Consider the following 19440-nt stretch of genomic DNA (forward strand, 5'->3'; position numbering starts at 1 on the left):
GCGCCCCGTCAGGGGCGCGGGGCTCTGTCGATGTGCGGCTCCGCCGCGTGGGCGCGAACGGCCCCCACCGGCCCGCAGGTGAAAGATGGGGTCCGGGGCGAAGCCCCGGTCACAGAAAGAGGTCAGGCGACGTTGACCCGCTGCCCAGGAGGCGCCGCCTCCAGCCACGCCAGGAACCCGGTCAGCGCATCCTCGCTCATGGCCAGCTCCAGCCGCGTACCCCTGTGGACACAGATAAGCACGACCGCGTCGGAGAGCAACGCCAGCTCCTCGTCCCCGAACGGCGCGCGCCGCTCCAGCACCTCGATCGACGCGCGCTCCAGCACGCGCCGCGGGCGCACCGCGTAGGAGAAGACCCGGAACCACTCGATCCGGTCACTGTTGTAGCGGGCGACGCCGTAGACCCACCCCTTGCCGTCCAGCGGGGCGTCCTCCGGGACGCCCCAGCGCAGACTGCAGTCGAAGGTGCCACCCGACCGCTGGATGAGCCGCCTGCGCAGCCCGAAGACAAAGAGTCCGATCAATACCAGCAAGACGACGATGCCGCTCACGAGCAGAGCGAGGACCATCTCCACCGACCTCCTCGCATCATCTAGAGCAACCGCACCTGTATTGCCTCAGCCGCGGACCGCCCTGGAGTGATCCAGTGCGGTCCGCGGCTGAGGGACGATCTCTGTGGGTCGTGGGCTAGTGAACGCCCGTGACCGCACGCAGCCGGATGTCCGCGCGACGCTCGGCGGCCGCGTCGGCCTCCGACTTCGCACGCTCCAGCGCACGCTCGGCGCGCTGGACATCGATCTCGTCGGCGAGCTCCGCCATCTCGGCGACGAGCGAGAGCTTGTCGTCCGCGAAGGAGATGAACCCGCCGTGCACCGCGGCGATGACATTGCCGTCGGTGGTCTTGATGGTCACCGGGCCGGACTCCAGCACACCGAGCAGCGGCTGGTGGCCGGGCATGACGCCGATGTCACCCGATGTGGTACGCGCGATGACCAGAGTGGCCTCGCCGGACCAGACGCTTCGGTCCGCCGCGACCAGCTCGACGTGCAGCTCAGCAGCCAACGTGGCTCCTCGGGTCTGTCACCTGCCGGATCCGGCAGGTGTTGGGTCAAAGAATAGGGGACGTGACGACCGGGGGCGGGATCGCCCCACCCCCGGCCGTGAGCACGGGGCTCAGGAGACGCCCAGCTCCTTGGCGTTGGCCTTGAGGTCCTCGATGCCACCGCACATGAAGAACGCCTGCTCGGGGAAGTGGTCGTACTCACCGTCGCAGATCGCGTTGAACGCGGCGATGGACTCGTCCAGCGGCACGTCCGAGCCGTCGACACCGGTGAACTGCTTCGCCACGTGGGTGTTCTGCGACAGGAAGCGCTCGACGCGACGGGCACGGTGGACGACGAGCTTGTCCTCCTCGCCCAGCTCGTCGATACCGAGGATCGCGATGATGTCCTGGAGGTCCTTGTACTTCTGCAGGATCGTCTTGACGCGCGAGGCGCAGTCGTAGTGGTCCTGCGCGATGTAGCGCGGGTCCAGGATGCGGGACGTCGAGTCCAGCGGGTCGACCGCCGGGTAGATGCCCTTCTCCGAGATCGGACGCGACAGAACGGTGGTCGCGTCCAGGTGGGCGAAGGTGGTGGCCGGCGCCGGGTCGGTCAGGTCGTCCGCGGGGACGTAGATCGCCTGCATCGAGGTGATCGAGTGACCGCGGGTCGAGGTGATGCGCTCCTGGAGCAGACCCATCTCGTCCGCCAGGTTCGGCTGGTAACCCACCGCGGACGGCATACGGCCGAGCAGGGTGGACACCTCGGAACCGGCCTGGGTGTAACGGAAGATGTTGTCGATGAAGAAGAGCACGTCCTGCTTCTGCACATCGCGGAAGTACTCCGCCATGGTCAGACCGGCCAGGGCGACGCGCAGACGGGTGCCCGGGGGCTCGTCCATCTGACCGAAGACGAGCGCCGTCTTGTCGATGACGCCCGAGTCGGTCATTTCCTCGATGAGGTCGTTGCCCTCACGGGTGCGCTCACCGACACCGGCGAACACCGACACACCGTCGTGGTTGTTGGCCACGCGGTAGATCATTTCCTGGATCAGCACGGTCTTGCCGACACCGGCACCACCGAACAGACCGATCTTGCCGCCCTTGACGTACGGGGTCAGCAGGTCGATGACCTTGACGCCGGTCTCGAACATCTCGGTCTTGGACTCGAGCTGGTCGAAGCTCGGGGCCTTGCGGTGGATCGCCCAGCGCTCGGTGACCTCGGACTCGGCCTCCGGCTTGTTCAGGATCTCACCGAGGGTGTTGAACACCTTGCCCTTGGTGACGTCACCGACGGGGACGGTGATGCCCGTGCCCGTGTCGGTGACCGCGGCCTGACGGACCAGGCCGTCGGTGGGCTGCATGGAGATGGCGCGGACCAGGCCCTCGCCCAGGTGCTGCGCGACCTCGAGGGTCAGCGTCTTGAGCTTGCCGTCCTCGGCCGGGTCGGCGACCTGGACGTGCAGCGCGTTGTAGATCTCCGGCATCGCGTCGACGGGGAACTCCACGTCGACGACCGGGCCGATGACCCGCGCGACGCGGCCGGTGGCCGTGGCGGTTTCAACAGTCGTGGTCATAGTGGTCAGTCACTCCCCGCGTTAGCGTCGGCCAGGGCACTGGAGCCACCGACGATCTCGCTGATTTCCTGGGTGATTTCGGCCTGTCGGGCCGCATTGGCAAGGCGCGACAGCGTCTTGATGAGTTCGCCGGCGTTGTCGGTCGCCGACTTCATCGCGCGGCGGCGGGCGGCGTGCTCGGAAGCGGCCGACTGCAGCAGTGCGTTGTAGATCCGGCTCTCGACGTACCGCGGCAGCAGCGCGTCGAGGACGTCCTCCGCCGACGGCTCGAAGTCGAAGAGCGGAAGGATCTTGCCCTTCGCGCCCTCCTCGGGCTCCTCCGCCGCGTCGAGGGTGAGCGGCAGCAGCCGCTTCTCGACGGGCGACTGCGTCATCATCGAGACGAACTCGGTGAAGACGATGTGCAGCTCGTCGACGCCGCCCTCGGCCGTGTCCAGCTGGACCGCCTCGATCAGCGGGCCCGCCACGCGCTTGGCGTCGGCGTACGTCGGACTGTCGGTGAAGCCGGTCCACGACTGTGCCACCGGGCGCTCCCGGAAGCCGTAGTACGCAACGCCCTTGCGGCCGATGATGTACGTGACGACGTCCTTGCCCTCCGAGCGCAGGCGCTCGGTGAGGCGGTCCGCGGCCTTGATGGCGTTGGAGGAGTAGCCGCCGGCCAGACCGCGGTCGCTCGTGACGAGCAGGACCGCGGCCCGGACCGGGCGCTCGACCTCGGTGGTCAGCGCGTGCTTGGTGTTCGAACCGGTCGCAACCGCCGTCACCGCGCGGGTGAGTTCACTCGCGTACGGCGTCGATGCCGCCACCTGGCGCTGCGCCTTGACGATGCGCGAGGCGGCGATCATCTCCATCGCCTTGGTGATCTTCTTGGTCGCGGTGACGGAGCGGATGCGACGCTTGTAGACCCGGAGCTGGGCTCCCATGGATCAGGTCCCTTCCGTCGTCGTCACTTCGCGGAGCCGGCCGTGGCGTCGTCACCGAGAAGCTTGCCGTCCGAGGTCTCGAACTGCTTCTTGAAGGTGGCGATGGCCTCGGCGAGCGCCTGGAGGGTGTCGTCGGACATCTTGCCGCCCTCGACGATGCTGGTCATCAGGCCCTTGTGCTCGCGGCCCAGGTAGTCGAGCATCTCGCGCTCGAAGCGCTGGATGTCCTCGACCGGCACGTCGTCCATCTTGCCGGTGGTGCCGGCCCAGACGGAGACGACCTGGTCCTCGACCGCGTACGGCGCGTACTGGCCCTGCTTGAGCAGCTCGACCATGCGCTTGCCGCGCTCCAGCTGCGACTTCGAGGCCGCGTCCAGGTCGGAACCGAAGGCGGCGAACGCCTCCAGCTCGCGGTACTGGGCGAGGTCCACGCGAAGCCGGCCGGAGACCTGCTTCATGGCCTTGTGCTGGGCGGAACCACCGACACGGGAGACCGAGATACCGACGTTCAGCGCCGGGCGCTGGCCCGCGTTGAAGAGGTCGGACTCCAGGAAGCACTGGCCGTCGGTGATGGAGATGACGTTGGTCGGGATGAACGCCGAAACGTCGTTGGCCTTGGTCTCGACGATCGGCAGACCGGTCATCGAGCCGGCGCCCATGTCGTCGGAGAGCTTGGCGCAGCGCTCCAGCAGACGCGAGTGCAGGTAGAAGACGTCACCCGGGTACGCCTCACGGCCCGGCGGGCGGCGCAGCAGCAGGGAGACGGCGCGGTAGGCATCGGCCTGCTTCGACAGGTCGTCGAAGACGATCAGGACGTGCTTGCCCTGGTACATCCAGTGCTGACCGATGGCCGAGCCGGTGTACGGGGCGAGGTACTTGAAGCCGGCCGGGTCGGACGCGGGAGCGGCGACGATCGTCGTGTACTCCAGGGCGCCCGCCTCCTCCAGCGCGCCGCGCACGGACGCGATGGTGGAGCCCTTCTGGCCGACGGCGACGTAGATGCAGCGGACCTGCTTCTTCGGGTCGCCCGAGCGCCAGTTGTCGCGCTGGTTGATGATCGTGTCGACGGCCAGCGCGGTCTTGCCGGTCTGGCGGTCGCCGATGATCAGCTGTCGCTGGCCACGGCCGATCGGCACCATGGCGTCGACGGCCTTGAGGCCGGTCTGCATCGGCTCGTGGACCGACTTGCGGACCATGACGCCCGGGGCCTGCAGCTCCAGGGCGCGGCGACCTTCGGTCGCGATCTCGCCGAGGCCGTCGATCGGGTTGCCCAGCGGGTCGACGACGCGGCCGAGGTAGCCCTCGCCGACCGCGACGGAGAGCACCTCACCGGTGCGCTGCACCGGCTGGCCCTCCTCGATGCCGCTGAACTCGCCGAGGACGACCGCACCGATCTCGCGCTCCTCGAGGTTGAGGGCGAGACCGAGGGTTCCGTCCTCGAACCGCAGCAGCTCGTTCGCCATGGCCGAGGGAAGACCCTCGACCTTAGCGATGCCGTCGCCGGCAACGCTGACCGTACCGACCTCCTCGCGCGAGGCCGCGTCCGGCTTGTACGCCTGGACAAAGTTCTCCAGCGCGTCCCGGATCTCCTCCGGCCGGATCGTGAGCTCCGCCATCTGGGTTCCCTGCTCTCCTTGTTGGGCCCGAAGTATTTCTTCTCCGGGGGCCGGTTTCCGCAGCGGTCGCGCTGCGGGCCCCCGGAGGACACCGTCGGCCCAACTCGGGCCGTCAGTCATGCTCTTGAGTTGGTGGCTGGTCAGCCGGCCATCCGCCGCTCCGCCTCGGCGAGGCGGTCGGCGATGCTGCCGTTGACGACCTCGTCGCCGATCCGCACCTGGACGCCGCCGAGGATCTCGGGGTCGATGTCCATGTTGAGGTGGACCCGGCGCCCGTACAGCTTCGCCAGCGTGTCACCGAGGCGCTGCTTCTGCGCATCGCTCAGCGGCACCGCGGACGTGACCACCGCGACCATCCGGTCCCGGCGGTCGGCGGCCAGCTTGGACAGGGCGTTCAGCCCTGCCTCCAGGCTACGACCACGCGGCGCTCCCACCAGACGGGTCACGAGGCGCTCGGTGACCGGGTTGGCCCGGCCGCCCAGCAGTTCGCTCACCAGTCCGGTCTTGGCCGTACGCCCGGCGACCTTGTCGGTCAGCGCGGAGCGCAGCTCGGGGCTGGCGCCCACGATCCGGCCGAAGCGGAACAGCTCGTCCTCGACGTCGTCCAGGACACCGGCCCGCTCGGCGGCGACGAGGTCGGCCGTCGCGGACAGCTCCTCGAGCGCGTCCACCAGGTCGCGCGAGCGCGACCAGCGGGAGCGGACCGTGCCGGCCACCAGGTCGGCGGTCTCGCCGCCCACCTGGCCACCGATCAGGCGGCGCGCCAGCTCGGCCTTGGCCTCGCCGGACTGCGCCGGGTCGGTCAGGACCCGGCGCAGCGACACCTCGCGGTCGAGCAGCCCGGTCACGGCGGCCAGCTCTTCGGCCAGCTTCGCCGCGTCCACGGCCGTGTTGTCCACCAGGGCGTCGAGGCGCTCGCGTGCGGAGGCCAGGGCCTCCCGGCTCGCTCCGCTCATCGGTTGGCCTCGACCTTCGTCGCGTCGGCCGCCTTGGCCTCGAGGTCGTCGAGGAAGCGGTCGATGGTGCGGCTCTGCCGGCCGGCGTCCGCGAGGGACTCGGCGACGATCCTGCCGGCCAGGTCGGTGGCGAGCTTGCCCACGTCCTGGCGCAGCGACGCCGCGGCGGCCTTGCGGTCGGCCTCGATCTGGGCGTGGCCGGCAGCGATGATCTCGTCGCGCTGACGCTGTCCCTCGGACCGCATCTCGGCGATCACCGCGACACCCTGCTCCTGCGCCTCCTGGCGCATCCGAGCGGCCTCGTGGCGAGCATCGGCGAGCTGGGCCCGGTAGTCCTCGAGGACCTGCTGGGCCTCGGCCTGGGCAGCCTCGGCCTTCTCCATACCGCCTTCGATGGCCGCGCGACGCTCCTCCAGCGTCTTGTTGATGATCGGGAGGAGCTTCTTGGCCAGGAAGATGAAGACGATGGCGAAGGCGATCAGGCCGATGACGAGCTCGGGGATCGGCGGGAGAAGGGGGTTTTCCACTTCCCCCTCAGCCGCCAGCATCAGCGGGTTCACATCAATGCCTTCCGTCGAAAACTGTGGTCGTCAGGCTGCGGATCAGGCAGACGGGTAGACGAACGGCATGACCAGACCGATCAGGGCGAGCGCCTCACAGAAGGCGAAGCCGAGGATCTGGTTGGCGCGGATCAGGCCGGCGGCCTCGGGCTGACGGGCCAGCGCCTGGGTGCCGTTACCGAAGACGATGCCGACGCCGACGCCGGGGCCGATCGCGGCGAGGCCGTAGCCGATCGAGCCCAGGTTGCCCTTGATCTCGACACCAGCGGCGATGGTCTGGAGAGCAGCAGACATGCTCGTTCTTCCTTCTCTTTCACGGACCGGTGGGGGTTGGCCACCGGACGATTGTTGGTCTGGGGAGCGGGGGTGCTCAGTGGTGCTCGGCGAGCGCGCCCTGGACGTAGTTGGTGGCCAGCAGCACGAACACGTACGCCTGGACGGCCTGGATGAAGAGCTCGAACGCGGTCATGACGACGGTCATCACGAACGAGACGCCGGCGTAGGCGAAGCCGATGCCGTTCATCAGGTACCAGCTGGCGATGGTGAACATCAGGATCAGCACGTGGCCGGCGAACATGTTCGCGAAGAGTCGCACCGCGTGCGTGAAGGGCCGGACCAGGACGTTCGAGAAGAACTCGATGGTCATGGCGAGCGGCAGCACCGGGCCGAGGGACTTGTCGTAGCCGGTGATGTTCTTCAGACCGCCGACGAAGCCGTGCTTCTTGAAGGTCAGGTACATCCAGAGGACGTAGACGATCAGGGCGAGGGCCGCGGGGAAGGCGATGATCGACGTCACGGGGAACTGGGCGACCGGAATGATCGACCACAGGTTCATGATCCACACGAAGAAGAACAGCGAGACCATGAGGGGGACGTACTTCTCGCCCTCCTTCTTGCCGAGCGCCTCGTAGACGATGCCGCGGCGGACGAAGTCGTAACCCGCCTCACCGACCATCTGAAGCTTGCCGGGGACCACCTTGGCCCGGCCGAACGCCGCCCAGAAGAAACCGATGACGATGACCGTGGTGAGCACGGCCAGCAGCATGGGCTTGTTGAAGTCGTAGCCGCCGACAGTGAAGAGCGGTTCAAACAAGAACGAGTGGAGCCCTGGGGCTGGGAAGCCGCACCCATCGAAGATGTGGCAATCGGTCTCGAAGGCGAGCATCTGGTCAGCACTCACCGCGAGCTCCTTCAGCGTGGCGCATAGGTACGGCAACCTCGTTGTGTCGGCGCGGCGCACAGCCGCGGAACGGCACTGGACTGGTCTTGCGGATGGGGGGGCAGGTGATCGGCGCGGGGCCGGTCTGGGTATTCGGCATCAGCTGCATGGACTGCCGATTCCGTCCCGGGAAACTCGGGTGTTCAGCTGCCTGCGCCCACTGTGCCTCAGATGGCACCGGACGATAGCAGGTGAGCGCCGGCACCTTTATCGCGGCCCTACCGGTCACGTCGGGGACCCGGCGGGCGCGGACTTCTTCGCCTCGGCGGATTCCGGATCGACGTACAGGATCTTGGCCTTCAGATAGGCGCGGGTCTGGGCTGCGGTCCACACGAGGACCGCGCCGAGGAGCGCGAAGGCGAAGGCCCGGGTGTTGAAGAGCGTGGTGTCCCGGAAGACCGCCAGCACGACGGCGGAGATCAGGAACTGCGTCACGTAGAGCACCAGCCCCATGGACTGAAACAGGTGCGGGAAGGACTTGGCGGTGCGCTGGAGAACATAGAGGCCCATGGCCATGACGCCGCCCGCGACCAACGTGCCGACGGCGGCGCCGACCGCGCCCTTGCCACCGGCCAGCACACCGCTGACGACGACTGCGACAACGCCCGCGACGGCGGTCGGGACGGCGCACTGCAGGAGTGTTCGGGCGTCGTTGGACTGCATGAAGGGTTTCTCCGGCGAGAGGTCGGAAGCAACGATTCGTCGTGGACGAGCGTATCCCCGGGAGTGAGACGTGACTCTCGACGAAGGACCGCCGCACTACGGTCCTTCGGCTCTAGCACCGGGTTTCGTGAACGGTATCACAAACTATTTGATGAGGTCTTTACCTACATCGTGTGCCGGACGTCACACGGACGTGTCAACCCGCTGGTCATTGGGCTGACGCGGCGGCATTTTCTCTGCTAAAGCGCACCTTCAGCGCTGGTTGCTGATCTTCCTGACGTGATGGAAACGAGACCGGTCGCCGATGGCGGTCGCCCCGTGCAGGCCGGCGGGTACGGGTTCGCGCTCGCACTCCTCCAGGGCGGCGGACAGTGCGTCCGCGTCGCGTCCGGGCGTCGCGGCCGCCAGGGCTCCCTTGCGCCGGTAGCGCGGCGGAACGAACGCCTCCGCCCAGCGCGGGGCGCGCGGCTTGAAGCGCGGCAGCAGCAACAGCACCAGGCCGACGGCGCTGAGCGCCACGATCAGCAGGACGATCCACCCACTCGCCGAGTGCACGGAGTACGCCACCGTGCCGAAGCCGATGAGCGCCGACCAGAAGTACATGATCAGTACCGCGCGGCTGTGCGAGTGCCCGAGCTCCAGCAGCCGGTGGTGCAGGTGGCCGCGGTCCGCCGCGAACGGCGACTGGCCGTTCCAGGTGCGCCGCACGATCGCCAGCAGCAGGTCGGCGACCGGCACGGCGATGACCGTCAGCGGGAGCAGCAGGGGGATGTAGACCGGCACCATCGCCTGGATGGCCTGCCGCTCGCCGCCGACCTGCTGGTAGAGCAGGTCGGGGTCGACCTGGCCGGTGATGGAGATCGCGCCCGCGGCCAGCACCAGGCCGATGAGCATGGAGCCGGAGTCGCCCATGAAGATGCGGGCGGGGTGCATGTTGTGCGGCAGGAAGCCCAGGCACATGCCCATCAGGACGGCGGCGAAGAGCGTCGCGGGCGCGGCCGCCTCGATGTTGTGTCCGTACCAGAGGCGGTAGGCGTAGAGGAAGAACGCCGCGGCGGCGATGCAGACCATGCCGGAGGCCAGGCCGTCCAGGCCGTCGACGAAGTTCACCGCGTTGATGGTGATCACGACGAGGGCGACCGTCAGGAGGGTGCCCTGCATGGAGGTGAGCGCGACCGTTCCGACGCCGGGCACCGGGATCCACAGGATCGTCAGGCCCTGGAGCACCATCACACCGGCGGCGATCATCTGGCCGCCGAGCTTCACCAGGGCGTCGACGCCCCACTTGTCGTCCAGCACACCGAGCAGCCAGATCAGCCCGGCGCCGGAGAGCAGGGCTCTGGGCTCGTTGCCCAGCTCGAAGACCTTCCCGAGGTTCGACAGGTGGGCGGCGACGAGCAGGCCCGCGCAGAGCCCGCCGAACATGGCGATGCCGCCGAGCCGCGGTGTGGGCTCACGGTGCACGTCACGCGCGCGGATCTCCGGCATCGCGCCGGCGGCGATGGCGAACTTCCGCACCGGTCCCGTCAGCAGATAGGTGACCGCCGCGGTGACGCACAGCGTCAGGAGGTATTCACGCACGGGCCGCCCCAGAGGTCGCGCTGGTCATCACAGCCCCACACCATATTCGCGTCCGCCCCCGATACGTGAATACAGCTGTAGACGTGCGGCCATCCCGAGATGGTCGCAGCCTTCAGGTGTGGGCGGGATAAGGAGGAAAGGCCCGCACCAGCTCGGTGACGGCCGCGCGTGGCCCGCCGTCGGGGCCGCCGCCCCCCAGCGCCGCGCCGAGCAGTACGGCGATCCGTGCCATCTCCGTCTCGCGCATGCCCTGGGTGGTCACCGCGGCGGTGCCCAGCCGCAGGCCGTGCGCGGTGCCGTGGGGCAGGCCGCAGATGTCCAGGACGATGCCCGCCCCGGCGAGCCGGGCGCGGGCCGTGACGGCGTCCAGGGCGAGCGCACAGACGTCGCCGGTGACAATGTGCGTGTCGGTGCCGCCCGTGGTCACAGCGACGCCCTCAGCGGCCAGGGCGGCGGCGAGCACCCGAGCGTTGGCCACGACTTGGTGGGCGTACGCGGTGAAGGCGGGGGTCGCGGCCTCGCCGAAGGCCACGGCCTTGGCCGCGACGGTGTGCATCTGCGCCCCGCCCTGGGTGAAGGGGAAGACCGCCCGGTCGATGCGGCCCGCGAGGCCGGCGCGGCACAGGATCAGCCCGCCGCGCGGCCCGCGCAGCACCTTGTGGGTGGTGGCGCAGACGACGTCGGCGTACGGCACCGGGCTGGGGGCCGCTCCCCCGGCGACCAGCCCGATGGGGTGGGCGGCGTCGGCGACGAGGTACGCGCCCACGTCGTCGGCGATGTCCCGGAAGGCGGCGTAGTCGGGGTGGCGGGGGTAGGAGATCGAGCCGCAGACGATCGCCTGGGGGCGGTGCTTCCTGGCGAGGTCGCGCACCTGGTCGTAGTCGATCAGGCCGGTGTCGCGGCGCACCCCGTAGCCGACGAAGTCGAACCAGCGGCCGGAGAAGTTCGCCGGGGAGCCGTGGGTGAGGTGGCCGCCGTGCGGGAGGCCCATGGCGAGCACGGTGTCGCCGGGGCGCAGCAGGGCCGCGTAGGCGGCGAGGACGGCGGAGGAGCCGGAGTGCGGCTGGACGTTGGCGTGCTCGGCGCCGAAGAGCGCCTTGGCGCGATCCACAGCGGTGCGCTCGACGAGGTCGACCACTTCGCAGCCGCCGTGGTGGCGGGCGCCGGGGTAGCCCTCGGCGTATTTGTTGGCGAGGGAGGAGCCGAGCGCGGCGAGGACGGCGGGTGAGGTGAAGTTCTCGGCGGCGATCAGCTGGAGGCAGCCGGCCTGCCGGTCGGCCTCGCCGAGGAGGAGGCCGGCGATCTCCGGGTCCTGCCGCGTCAGCGCGTCCAGGCCGGTGGACCGGTCGCCGCGTGGCCGGTCCGGTGCCGCGGTGCCGGTGGCCGGTGCGGCGCTGACGCCCTGGGTGGGCAGTGGGGTGGACATCGCGGACTCCGACCTGTGCGGTGCGATGGGCTCAGCACCAATGTAGGCCCGCGCCGCCCCGGATGCCCGGTTTTCCGCCGTTTATTCCCGCGTAGTTCCCGAAGGCCGGCCCGGCACGGGCGGCCCGGCGGGGCCGCGCCTCAGGGGCGGCCCGGGACCCCGGTGAGGGCGGTGAGGACCGGGTCGAGCGCCTGGTTGATCTCGTCGCCGATGGAACGGAAGAAGGTGATGGGGGCGCCGTAGGGGTCGTGGACCTCGTCGGCCTCCGCGCTGGGCGCGAGCAGCCAGCCGCGCAGCGCGGCCGCGGCCTGCACCAGGGCGCGGGCGCGGTCGACCACCCCGCCGGCCCGCTCGGGGTCCGGGAGGGTCGCGGGGTCTATGGCCCGCACGAGCCGGGTGAACTCCTTCAGGGTGAAGGTGCGCAGGCCCGCCGAGTGGCCCATGGAGATGACCTGGGCGCGGTGGTCACGGGTGGCGGTGAGCACCAGGTCGGCACGGATGACGTGCTCGTCCAGGAGCTCACGGCCGATGAAGCCGTGCGGGTCCGCGCCGAGGTCGGCCAGGACGGTGGCGGCGTGCGCCTCCATCGGGGCGCCCTCGTGGCCCCAGGTGCCCGCGCTCTCCACCACCAGGCCGCCCGCGAAGGGGTCGCCGAGGCGGTCGGAGAGGGCATGGCGGGTCAGCCGCTCGGTGATGGGCGAGCGGCAGACGTTGCCGGTGCTGACGTGGAGGATGCGGAAGGTGTCGGTGGAACTGTCCGTGCCCGGTCCCGCTATGCCACGCCCCTGCGGGGCGATCAATTCGCCACCTCGAGGTCGGGTACTACCTCGCGGAGCTGCTCGGCGCTGATGGCACCGGCGCGCAGCAGGACGGGGACCTTGCCGGTGACGTCCACGATGGAGGACGGCACGTCGGCGGGGGTGGGCCCGCCGTCGAGGTAGACGGAGACGGAGTCGCCGAGCATGCCCTGGGCGGCGTCGCAGTCCTGCGGCGCCGGGTGGCCGGTGAGGTTGGCGCTGGAGACGGCCATCGGGCCGAACTCGGTGAGCAGCTCGATGGCGACCGGGTGCAGCGGCATCCGGACCGCGACGGTGCCGCGGGTCTCCCCCAGGTCCCAGGTCAGCGACGGCTGGTGGGTGGCGACGAGGGTGAGCGCGCCGGGCCAGAAGGCGTCGACGAGCTCCCACGCCTGCTCGGAGAAGTCCGTGACGAGCCCGTGCAGGGTGTTCGGGGAGCCGACCAGGACCGGCGAGGGCATGCCCCGGCCGCGGCCCTTGGCCTCCAGGAGGTCGCCCACGGCGTCCCGGCTGAAGGCGTCCGCACCGATGCCGTACACCGTGTCGGTGGGCAGCACGACCAGCTCACCGCGGCGGACCGCGGCGACGGCCTCGCGCAGACCGGTCTTGCGGTCGGTCGCGTCGCTGCAGTCGTATCGCCGTGCCATCTACGAGACCTCCTCGTGCGGAACAAACAGGACAAGAGTGCGGGTTGCCGTGCTCACGGCATCGCCTTCCGGGCGGTGGCGAACCGCGGCCGGTTGTTGAGGTCGGGGTGGTCGGCCGCGTCGGCCCAGCCCCGCTCCTCGGTGAAGATCCACGGCACCTGGCCGCCCTGGGTGTCGGCGTGCTCGATGACGACGACGCCACCCGGGCGCAGCAGCCGGTGGGCGGTGCGCTCGATGCCGCGGATGGTGTCGAGGCCGTCCTCGCCGGAGAAGAGCGCGAGCTCGGGGTCGTGGTCGCGGGCCTCGGGGGCGACGTACTCCCACTCGGTGAGCGGGATGTACGGCGGGTTGGAGATCACGAGGTCGACCTGGCCGTCGAGCTCGGGGAGCGCGGTGAGGGCGTTGCCGTGGTGCAGGGTGACGCGCGAGCCCTCGACGTTCTTGCGGGCCCAGCCGAGGGCGCCCTCGTCGAGCTCGACGGCGTGCACGCGCGAGCGCGGCACCTCCTGGGCGAGGGCGAGGGCGATGGCCCCCGAGCCGGTGCACAGGTCGACGATGAGGGGCTCGACGACGTCCATGGCGCGCACGGCGTCTATGGCCCAGCCGACGACCGACTCGGTCTCGGGGCGGGGCACGAAGACGCCGGGGCCGACCTGGAGTTCCAGATAGCGGAAGAAGGCGCGGCCGGTGATGTGCTGGAGCGGTTCGCGGGCCTCGCGGCGGGCGACGGCCTCCCAGTAGCGGGCGTCGAAGTCGGCGTCCGCCACGTTGTGCAGCTCACCCCGCTTGACGCCGTGGACGAAGGCGGCGAGCTCCTCCGCGTCGAAGCGCGGAGAAGGTACGCCGGCGTCGGCCAGCCGCTGAGTGGCTTGCGCCACCTCGGCGAGCAGCAGATTCACAGTGGTCCTCTCGCGCGTTCGTTACGGTCGTTCCATCGCCGGGACGGGCCGGGGCCGGCCCGTCCGGCGCTCGGTTCCTCGGGTCAGCTCGCGTCGGCGAGCTTCGCCGCCGAGTCCGCGTCGACGCACGCCTGGATCACCGCGTCCAGGTCGCCGTCGAGCACCTGGTCCAAGTTGTACGCCTTGAAGCCGACCCGGTGGTCCGAGATGCGGTTTTCGGGGAAGTTGTACGTCCGGATCTTTTCGGAGCGGTCCACGGTGCGGACCTGGCTGCGGCGGGCGTCCGCGGCGTTCTTCTCGGCCTCCTCCTGGGCGGCGGCGAGCAGCCGGGACCGCAGGATGCGCAGGGCCTGCTCCTTGTTCTGGAGCTGGCTCTTCTCGTTCTGGCAGGAGGCGACGATGCCGGTCGGCAGGTGGGTGATGCGGACGGCGGAGTCGGTGGTGTTGACGGACTGGCCACCGGGGCCCGACGAGCGGTAGACGTCGATGCGCAGGTCGTTGGCGTGGATCTCGACGTCGATCTCCTCGGCCTCGGGCGTGACGAGCACGCCGGCGGCGGAGGTGTGGATCCGGCCCTGGGACTCCGTGGCGGGCACGCGCTGGACGCGGTGGACGCCGCCCTCGTACTTCAGCCGGGCCCAGACGCCCTGGCCGGGCTCGGTGGCGCCCTGGCCGCCCTTGGTCTTCACGGCGACCTGGACGTCCTTGTAGCCGCCCAGCTCCGACTCGGTGGAGTCGATGATCTCGGTCTTCCAGCCGACGCGCTCGGCGTAGCGGAGGTACATGCGCAGCAGGTCGCCGGCGAACAGCGCGGACTCGTCGCCGCCCGCGCCCGCCTTGACCTCGAGGATGACGTCCTTGTCGTCGCTGGGGTCACGCGGGACGAGCAGCAGGCGGAGCTTCTCGGTGAGCTGCTCGCGCTGCTTCTCCAGCTCCTTGACCTCGGCGGCGAAGTCGGGGTCGTCGGCCGCGAACTCGCGCGCGGTCGCGATGTCCTCGCCGGTCTGCTTCCAGGAGCGGTACGTCCCGACGATCGGGGTCAGCTCGGCATAGCGCTTGTTGAGCTTTCGGGCGTTCGCCTGGTCCGCGTGCACGGCGGGGTCGGCGAGCCGCTTCTCGAGGTCGGCGTGCTCGCCGATCAGTTCCTCGACTGCCTCGAACATCAAGATTCCTTCAGCGGAAGTGACGGGCCTGCTGGACGACAAAGCGCCGGTCCGGTCACCCTCGCAACGAGGGCGACCGAGGACCGGCGCCTGCGGGTCGCTACTTCTTCGCGCCGTAGCGGGCCTCGAACCGCGCCACACGGCCACCGGTGTCGAGGATCTTCTGCTTGCCCGTGTAGAACGGGTGGCACTCGGAGCACACGTCGGCACGGATGGTGCCGTCGGCGACGGTGCTACGCGTGGTGAACGAGGCGCCACAGGTGCAGCTGACCTGGGTCTCGACGTAATCCGGGTGGATTTCGCGCTTCAAGGGGATCTCCTAGGTTCGGGAGGGCGCCGGGTCGCAGAGGCGGGATTGCCTTACGTGAACCGGGGCCGACGTACCAGTTTGCCAGCACTGGCCGTATCCCCCAAAACGAGAGGTGGCGGCCGGTTATTCCAGCGGGTCCCGCGGCGCTCCCGCGGGACTGCCGGGGACCGCTCGGGTGCTTATTTCACGACGTCGTCGGCGCCGGTCTTGGCTCCCGCGCCGTCCTTGACGGCGGAGTCCGGGATCGGCTGGTCGTTGCGCAGGGCGGTCCAGATCTGCTGGGACGCCTCCGCGAGCGGGATCACGCGGTTCTTGTCCACGGGGTCGTCACCGACCGGCAGCGTCACCATGTGCATGTCCGAGGAGCCGATGCCCTTGAGCCCGTTGGCGAAGGAGTAGAGCTTGTCGAGCGAGTTCAGGTCGGAGTCGGTGGTCAGCGCCTTGGTGGCGGTGTCCGCGATCCCGTAGAGCTTGGTGGGGCTGGTGAAGACGCCCACGTGCTTGACCTGGTCCAGCAGCGCCTTGATGAACGCCTGCTGGAGCTTGATCCGGCCGAGGTCGCTGCCGTCGCCGACGCCGTGCCGGGTCCGTACGAGCCCGAGCGACTGCTCGCCGTTGAGGGTGTGGGTGCCCGCGTCGAGGTTGAGGTGGCTGAAGTTGTCGCGGATGGGCTTGGTGGTGGTGACCTGCACCCCGCCGAGCTTGTCGATCAGCTTCTGGAAACCGGCGAAGTCGACCTCCAGATAGTGGTCCATCCGGATGTTGGTCATCTTCTCGACCGTGGCGACCGCGCAGGCGGCGCCGCCCACCGAGTACGCGTCGTTGAACTGCGCGCGCTTGACGGCCGGGCTGGTCTTGCCGTCCGGCGTCCTGCACTGCGGCCGCGGCACGATCGTGTCGCGCGGGATGCTCACGACGCTGGCCTTCTTGTGACCCGCGTAGACGTGGACGATCATCGCGGTGTCGGAGCGGGAGCTGCCCTCGTCGCGGCCGTACTTGCTGTTGGCACCGGCGCGCGAGTCGGAGCCCAGGACGAGGATGTCCTGCGAGCCGTTGTCGATGTTCTCCGGGCGGTTCTTGCCCAGCGCCGCGTTGATGTCGACGCTGTTGAGGTTGCCGTTGAACTTGAAGTAGAGGAAGCCGGCCCCGGCCCCTCCGGCGACGACCACGCCGGCCGTCGTCCACGCGGCTATTCGCCAGCCCTTGCGGCGGGCACGGACCTTGCGGCGCCGGCCACGCCCACCACCGGCACGGCGGCGGTGCGAACCCGTCGGCGTACCCCTGCTGTCGTCGCCCATGCGCTCCTCAGTCCTTCGTTGTCTGTCTACCCCTTGCTGGTTGACGGGGAAGTCTGCGTCAGGGTTGCACAGCGCAATCTGAGGACCTTCTTAGAAAGGCTCCGGCCAGTGGCCTCTACAGCTACCCTGTCCGCCCGCTGTCACCTGCGGTTTCGGTCATTCGGGAGGGCTCGGTTCCGGCCAGGCGCGGGCGGTGCCCCCGTGACGCAGATCTCAGAAGATCACAAGCGGGTAACGAAAGGCGCGGGCCCTCCCCGCCGGGTGGCGGGGAGGGCCCGTGCCGCGAGCTGCCGCGATCAGTCGTTGCCGTTGCCCGAGGAGGGCGTGGTCTTCGCGATCTGCATCAGGAACTCGGCGTTGGACTTCGTCTGCTTCATCTTGTCGAGAAGCAGCTCGATGGCCTGCTGCGAGTCGAGCGCGTGCAGCACCCGGCGGAGCTTCCAGACGATGCCCAGCTCCTCACCGCCCAGGAGGATCTCCTCCTTGCGGGTGCTGGAGGCGTCCACGTCCACCGCGGGGAAGATGCGCTTGTCCGAGAGCTTCCGGTCGAGCTTGAGCTCCATGTTGCCGGTGCCCTTGAACTCCTCGAAGATCACCTCGTCCATGCGCGAGCCGGTCTCGACGAGCGCGGTGGCCAGGATGGTCAGCGAGCCGCCGTCCTCGATGTTGCGCGCGGCACCGAAGAACTTCTTCGGGGGGTAGAGCGCGGTCGAGTCGACACCACCGGACAGGATGCGGCCCGAGGCCGGGGCCGCCAGGTTGTAGGCGCGGCCCAGGCGGGTGATCGAGTCCAGCAGGACGACCACGTCGTGACCCAGCTCGACGAGGCGCTTGGCGCGCTCGATGGCCAGCTCGGCGACGGTGGTGTGGTCCTCGGCCGGGCGGTCGAAGGTCGAGGAGATGACCTCGCCCTTGACCGACCGCTGCATGTCGGTGACCTCTTCCGGACGCTCGTCGACCAGGACGACCATCAGGTGGCACTCGGGGTTGTTGGTGGTGATCGCGTTGGCGATCGCCTGCATGATCATGGTCTTGCCGGTCTTCGGCGGGGCCACGATCAGACCGCGCTGGCCCTTGCCGATGGGGGCGACCATGTCGATGATCCGGGTCGTCAGCACGCCCGGGTCCGTCTCCAACCGCATCCGGTCCTGCGGGTAGAGCGGGGTGAGCTTGTTGAACTCCGGCCGACCGCGCCCGGTTTCGGGTGCCATTCCGTTCACCGAGTCCAGGCGGACAAGGGCGTTGAACTTCTCGCGCCGCTCGCCGTCCTTCGGCTGCCGGACCGCACCGGTGACGTGGTCACCCTTGCGCAGGCCGTTCTTGCGGACCTGGGCGAGGGAGACGTAGACGTCGTTCGGACCGGGGAGGTAGCCGGAGGTCCGGATGAAGGCGTAGTTGTCGAGGATGTCCAGGATGCCCGCGACGGGGATCAGGACGTCGTCGTCCGAGACCTGCGGCTCGTTGCCGAAGCCCTCGTCGCGGCCACGACGGCCACGGCGGTCGCGGTAGCGGCCACGGCGGCCGCGGCGGCCGCCCTCGAAGTCGTCCTCGTCCTGCGGGCCGCCCTGGGGGCCCTGCGGCGCGCCACGGTTGTCGCGCTGCTGGCGGTTGCCGCCCTGCTGGCCGGCGTCCTCGCCGCGGTTGCCCCGGCGGTCGCGGTCGCCGCGCTCGCGGTCGCCGCGCTCGCCACGCTGGCCGCGCTCGCCGCGGTCACGGCGCTCGCCCTTCTGGCCGCGCTCGCCGCGCTCGGCGGACTTGGCGGCCTTGCCCTCGGCGGTGTCCGCCGCGGCCTCGGCCCGGTCCTCGGCGCGCGCCTCGGCCTTGGCCTCGACGGCCGGCTCGGGGCTGCCCGAGGGCGCGGTCGCGCGGCGGCGACGGCGCTCGCCGGCCGGCTGCTCATCGCTGCTGGGCTGACCGGGAATCTCGATCTGCTGCTGCGTGGCGGCCTTCTCGGCAATCTTCTCGGCCTTGTCGGCCGCGGCGGCCTCACCCGTACGCGCCTTGGAGGTGGCGCGGCGCTTGGGCTTGGTCTCGGTGTCGGACGCCGCCTTGGCGGGCTCGGCGGTCGTGGCCTTGGCGGGCGCGGCGGAGCCGGCCTGCTTCTCCTTGATGACCTCGATCAGCTGGCCTTTGCGCATCCGCGCGGTGCCCTTGATGCCGAGGCTGGAGGCGAGCTGCTGGAGCTCCGCCAGGACCATGGCGTCGAGGCCCGTGCCCGAGCGTCGCCGCTTGGGGGCGGTGGCAGCACCGGTGGCAGGCGCGGCGGGAGCGTCCGTGGCGGGCGCGGCGGCATTGCCGGCGGCACTGCTGGCAGTGCCGGAGGCGGTCACGCCCATCAGATCGGTGGTGTCGCTCACGAAGGGGTCCTTCCCTGGAGCGGGCGTCGGCCTGTCTGGCTCGGCGACCGGTTGTGCTGTCCGGCTGCGGTCTGGCTGTGCGGACCGGGCCGGGGCGGTGGTCCGCCGGTACGGCGGAAGAATCAGTTCATTGGTTCCGGCGTGAAGAAATGAGGTGAAGACATGACGCATCGGCTTCACTCATGTCACCCACGCCGATTCCGGAGCGTGCTCGAATCTGCTCAGGCAGGCTGCTCAGGCAGTTTGGGAGGCTCCCGGAAGAAAAGCGGTCCCTGATCGGGACACAGAGCACCGAGCCGATGTGGCTTCGAGTGCAGACTTGAGGTTAACACTACCGGATCCCACAAACATTCCCCCTCTCAAAGACCGGCAACCGCTATTTTTCGCGGGTCCCGGGAAGTGCCAGGCT

The 19440-nt window shown here is 69.7% G+C and carries 19 protein-coding genes; all 19 read right to left on the minus strand.

The annotated features are described in order from the left end of the window. Positions 1-122: 122 nt before the first annotated feature. Positions 123-569 carry a DUF2550 domain-containing protein gene (locus ACFY1P_RS01180; protein WP_361527246.1) on the minus strand — a complete coding sequence of 149 codons (447 nt, stop codon included), beginning with the start codon at positions 567-569 and terminating at the stop codon, positions 123-125. 118 nt (positions 570-687) lie between these two features. After that, on the minus strand, positions 688-1062 hold the full coding sequence (locus ACFY1P_RS01185) for a F0F1 ATP synthase subunit epsilon (RefSeq protein ID WP_361527244.1): 375 nt from the start codon (positions 1060-1062) through the stop codon (positions 688-690). Positions 1063-1173: 111 nt separating this feature from the next. Then, entirely contained in the window at positions 1174-2616 is a 1443-nt protein-coding gene (gene atpD, locus ACFY1P_RS01190) for a F0F1 ATP synthase subunit beta (protein ID WP_361527242.1), read from the minus strand. A gap of 5 nt (positions 2617-2621) precedes the next feature. Next, complete coding sequence (locus tag ACFY1P_RS01195; RefSeq protein WP_361527240.1) at positions 2622-3539, minus strand: F0F1 ATP synthase subunit gamma; 918 nt, start codon at positions 3537-3539, stop codon at positions 2622-2624. A 23-nt stretch (positions 3540-3562) separates the two neighbouring features. Further along, positions 3563-5155 (minus strand): F0F1 ATP synthase subunit alpha, encoded by a 1593-nt coding sequence (atpA, locus tag ACFY1P_RS01200; RefSeq protein ID WP_361527238.1) that lies wholly within the window; start codon positions 5153-5155, stop codon positions 3563-3565. A gap of 140 nt (positions 5156-5295) precedes the next feature. Beyond that, on the minus strand, positions 5296-6111 hold the full coding sequence (locus tag ACFY1P_RS01205; RefSeq protein ID WP_361527236.1) for a F0F1 ATP synthase subunit delta: 816 nt from the start codon (positions 6109-6111) through the stop codon (positions 5296-5298). Beyond that, positions 6108-6671, minus strand: coding sequence for a F0F1 ATP synthase subunit B (locus tag ACFY1P_RS01210; RefSeq protein WP_361527234.1), 564 nt, complete (start codon positions 6669-6671; stop codon positions 6108-6110). Before ACFY1P_RS01210 ends, ACFY1P_RS01205 begins: the two co-directional genes overlap by 4 nt. 42 nt (positions 6672-6713) lie before the next feature. Beyond that, positions 6714-6965 carry an ATP synthase F0 subunit C gene (atpE, locus tag ACFY1P_RS01215; RefSeq protein ID WP_087926250.1) on the minus strand — a complete coding sequence of 84 codons (252 nt, stop codon included), beginning with the start codon at positions 6963-6965 and terminating at the stop codon, positions 6714-6716. 76 nt (positions 6966-7041) lie between these two features. After that, on the minus strand, positions 7042-7851 hold the full coding sequence (gene atpB, locus ACFY1P_RS01220) for a F0F1 ATP synthase subunit A (protein ID WP_301892291.1): 810 nt from the start codon (positions 7849-7851) through the stop codon (positions 7042-7044). 264 nt (positions 7852-8115) lie between these two features. Then, complete coding sequence (locus ACFY1P_RS01225; protein ID WP_361527232.1) at positions 8116-8553, minus strand: hypothetical protein; 438 nt, start codon at positions 8551-8553, stop codon at positions 8116-8118. 252 nt (positions 8554-8805) lie between these two features. Then, on the minus strand, positions 8806-10134 hold the full coding sequence (locus ACFY1P_RS01230; RefSeq protein WP_390749298.1) for an MraY family glycosyltransferase: 1329 nt from the start codon (positions 10132-10134) through the stop codon (positions 8806-8808). A 112-nt stretch (positions 10135-10246) separates the two neighbouring features. Beyond that, on the minus strand, positions 10247-11560 hold the full coding sequence (glyA, locus tag ACFY1P_RS01235) for a serine hydroxymethyltransferase (RefSeq protein ID WP_390749299.1): 1314 nt from the start codon (positions 11558-11560) through the stop codon (positions 10247-10249). A gap of 140 nt (positions 11561-11700) precedes the next feature. Next, entirely contained in the window at positions 11701-12360 is a 660-nt protein-coding gene (locus tag ACFY1P_RS01240) for a protein-tyrosine-phosphatase (RefSeq protein WP_361527227.1), read from the minus strand. After that, entirely contained in the window at positions 12357-13004 is a 648-nt protein-coding gene (locus tag ACFY1P_RS01245) for an L-threonylcarbamoyladenylate synthase (RefSeq protein WP_361527225.1), read from the minus strand. Before ACFY1P_RS01245 ends, ACFY1P_RS01240 begins: the two co-directional genes overlap by 4 nt. Before the next feature lie 53 nt (positions 13005-13057). Continuing rightward, positions 13058-13903 (minus strand): peptide chain release factor N(5)-glutamine methyltransferase, encoded by an 846-nt coding sequence (gene prmC / locus ACFY1P_RS01250; RefSeq protein ID WP_361527223.1) that lies wholly within the window; start codon positions 13901-13903, stop codon positions 13058-13060. A gap of 83 nt (positions 13904-13986) precedes the next feature. Next, the gene (gene prfA, locus ACFY1P_RS01255; protein WP_361527221.1) at positions 13987-15066 is read right to left on the minus strand and encodes a peptide chain release factor 1; all 1080 of its coding nucleotides are present in this window, start codon (positions 15064-15066) and stop codon (positions 13987-13989) included. Between the two features lie 100 nt (positions 15067-15166). Next, a complete protein-coding gene (gene rpmE, locus ACFY1P_RS01260; protein WP_361527219.1) occupies positions 15167-15376 on the minus strand; it encodes a 50S ribosomal protein L31 in 210 nt (69 codons plus the stop codon). A gap of 179 nt (positions 15377-15555) precedes the next feature. Beyond that, positions 15556-16674 (minus strand): LCP family protein, encoded by a 1119-nt coding sequence (locus ACFY1P_RS01265; RefSeq protein ID WP_361527217.1) that lies wholly within the window; start codon positions 16672-16674, stop codon positions 15556-15558. Positions 16675-16970: 296 nt separating this feature from the next. Next, positions 16971-19031 carry a transcription termination factor Rho gene (rho, locus tag ACFY1P_RS01270; protein WP_390749300.1) on the minus strand — a complete coding sequence of 687 codons (2061 nt, stop codon included), beginning with the start codon at positions 19029-19031 and terminating at the stop codon, positions 16971-16973. Positions 19032-19440: the final 409 nt, after the last annotated feature.

The sequence above is a fragment of the Streptomyces sp. NPDC001407 genome (assembly GCF_042895325.1).
GTDB lineage: Bacteria > Actinomycetota > Actinomycetes > Streptomycetales > Streptomycetaceae > Streptomyces.

Bases quoted from the DNA above. Each gene is read 5' to 3' on its own strand.
- ACFY1P_RS01205 (WP_361527236.1), bottom strand. From the start codon at position 6,111: ATGAGCGGAGCGAGCCGGGAGGCCCTGGCCTCCGCACGCGAGCGCCTC.
- atpA (WP_361527238.1), bottom strand. From the start codon at position 5,155: ATGGCGGAGCTCACGATCCGGCCGGAGGAGATCCGGGACGCGCTGGAG.
- ACFY1P_RS01195 (WP_361527240.1), bottom strand. From the start codon at position 3,539: ATGGGAGCCCAGCTCCGGGTCTACAAGCGTCGCATCCGCTCCGTCACC.
- ACFY1P_RS01245 (WP_361527225.1), bottom strand. From the start codon at position 13,004: ATGGCACGGCGATACGACTGCAGCGACGCGACCGACCGCAAGACCGGT.
- ACFY1P_RS01265 (WP_361527217.1), bottom strand. From the start codon at position 16,674: ATGGGCGACGACAGCAGGGGTACGCCGACGGGTTCGCACCGCCGCCGT.
- atpE (WP_087926250.1), bottom strand. From the start codon at position 6,965: ATGTCTGCTGCTCTCCAGACCATCGCCGCTGGTGTCGAGATCAAGGGC.
- ACFY1P_RS01225 (WP_361527232.1), bottom strand. From the start codon at position 8,553: ATGCAGTCCAACGACGCCCGAACACTCCTGCAGTGCGCCGTCCCGACC.
- prfA (WP_361527221.1), bottom strand. From the start codon at position 15,066: ATGTTCGAGGCAGTCGAGGAACTGATCGGCGAGCACGCCGACCTCGAG.
- atpD (WP_361527242.1), bottom strand. From the start codon at position 2,616: ATGACCACGACTGTTGAAACCGCCACGGCCACCGGCCGCGTCGCGCGG.
- glyA (WP_390749299.1), bottom strand. From the start codon at position 11,560: ATGTCCACCCCACTGCCCACCCAGGGCGTCAGCGCCGCACCGGCCACC.
- ACFY1P_RS01180 (WP_361527246.1), bottom strand. From the start codon at position 569: ATGGTCCTCGCTCTGCTCGTGAGCGGCATCGTCGTCTTGCTGGTATTG.